Source organism: Streptomyces sp. NPDC091282, from assembly GCF_044757385.1.
GTDB lineage: Bacteria > Actinomycetota > Actinomycetes > Streptomycetales > Streptomycetaceae > Streptomyces > Streptomyces gramineus.
The window spans coordinates 1-1,418 of record NZ_JBIVUX010000022.1 but is presented as its reverse complement, the minus strand read 5'-3'; the positions used below and the strand labels follow the sequence as shown (position 1 = coordinate 1,418).

At 64.9% G+C, this 1,418-nt stretch carries 2 protein-coding genes; one reads left to right on the top strand and one right to left on the bottom strand.

What is annotated here, in order from left to right; genetic code table 11:
• Window positions 1-110 precede the first annotated feature (110 nt).
• Entirely contained in the window at window positions 111-512 is a 402-nt protein-coding gene (locus ACIQOE_RS41845) for a hypothetical protein (protein WP_401417350.1), read from the top strand.
• Between the two features lie 19 nt (window positions 513-531).
• Here the strand turns inward: ACIQOE_RS41845 and ACIQOE_RS41840 are convergent.
• Window positions 532-1,340, bottom strand: a protein-coding gene (locus tag ACIQOE_RS41840; RefSeq protein ID WP_401417348.1) for an IS5 family transposase whose coding sequence is annotated in 2 segments (ribosomal slippage) — window positions 532-1,020 and window positions 1,023-1,340 — 807 coding nt in all. Because the reading frame shifts where the segments join, the coding sequence is not laid out codon by codon here.
• Window positions 1,341-1,418 lie beyond the last annotated feature (78 nt).

Sequence of the window (1,418 nt, the reverse complement as noted above, 5' to 3'; positions counted from 1 at the left end):
AGTGCTCGTAACACGATCATGCAGCCCAGCCCCAGCAGTCCTGTCGTGGTGGAGCGTGGGAGCGTGGCCCTGGATCATGGGCGACGGCTTGCGTGGGGAAGAGGGGCTGGATGAGCGTGATGTGGGCGGCGACGTCGCCGGAGTCTGGAATGTTCCATCCGAATGAAAGACGTTCAGGGGTGAAGGATCTGTCAGATCACTTCAACGACCTGCGTTCCTGTGGCCAGGGGTACCTCGAGGTTCGGTCGCCGGACAGGGAGTTCCCGGTGCTGATCCTGGCCTTCCGAGCTAATCACGCGGTCGTCCACCTGATGAGTGACACCGATCGGATGTCTCTGCTCGTAGGAGACGGCACCGTCCCCTCGGGTGCCGAGGTCGACGTCCCGATCATGAACGACCTCGCCGTGTTCACGGGCAACTTTGTCCTGGATACCGATCGGGCGTGGGAGATGGTGCACGACTTCACGCAGACGTGGGCGGCCGGCCCCCTGGGTAAGTGGTGTGAGTTGTAGCCAAAAGCTCGTGACACGATCATGACCGGTACTTCTTCAGTCGCCTCCAGCAGATGAGTCCGCAGGCCAAGGAGACAAAGGCGTCGTGGAGTTCGGTTCGGCGTTCCCAGCGGACGGCGAGGCGTTTGAACTGGTGGAGCAGGGCGAAGGTCTGCTCCACGACGTAGCGGAGCTTGCCCAGGCCCTTGATGTTCGGGGCGCCCTTGCGGGAGATCACTGGCAGAATCCGGCGCTTGCGCAGCTCCTCGCGGTTGGGGTTGGAGTCGTATCCCTTGTCCCCGAGCAGCGAGTCGGGGCGGCGGCGTGGCCGGCCGGGACGCCCGGCCGTCGGCGGGATGCCGTCGACCAGGGCGAGGGTCTGGGTGACGTCGTTGACGTTCGCCGCGGTGGTGATGACCTTGAGCGGGGTGCCGCGTCCGTCGCAGATCAAGTGGTGCTTGCTGCCTGTCTTCCGGCGGTCGACCGGCGACGGACCGGTGTCGGCTCCCCCTTTTTCGCACGGACGTGGGAACCATCCACACACGCACGGGACCAGTCGAGTTCGCCGGCCGCGTTCAACTCGGCGAGCAGAACGCGGTGCAGCTGGTCGAAGACGCCGGCCTGCTGCCAGCGACCCAGGCGGCGCCAGCAGGTCTGTCCCGAGCCGAACCCCAGCTCCAGGGGGAGGAGTTGCCAGGCTATGTCGTTGTGGAGCACGTAAAGAACGCCCTGCAGACACAGCCGGTCAGCCACAGGCCGCGGACCCGGCGACTTCTCCGGCCACGGCGGAAGCAACGGCTCGATCAGCGCCCACAAGTCGTCGTCCACGATCCACGGCCGAGTACTCACACATCACGAACGGCCGAATCAGCACACCAGTCACGCCCCACCAGGACGTTTCAACAAGATCGTGTTACGAGCTCGTAG

Coding starts and splice junctions, on each gene's coding strand:
- ACIQOE_RS41845 (WP_401417350.1), top strand. CDS start 111: ATGAGCGTGATGTGGGCGGCGACGTCGCCGGAGTCTGGAATGTTCCAT.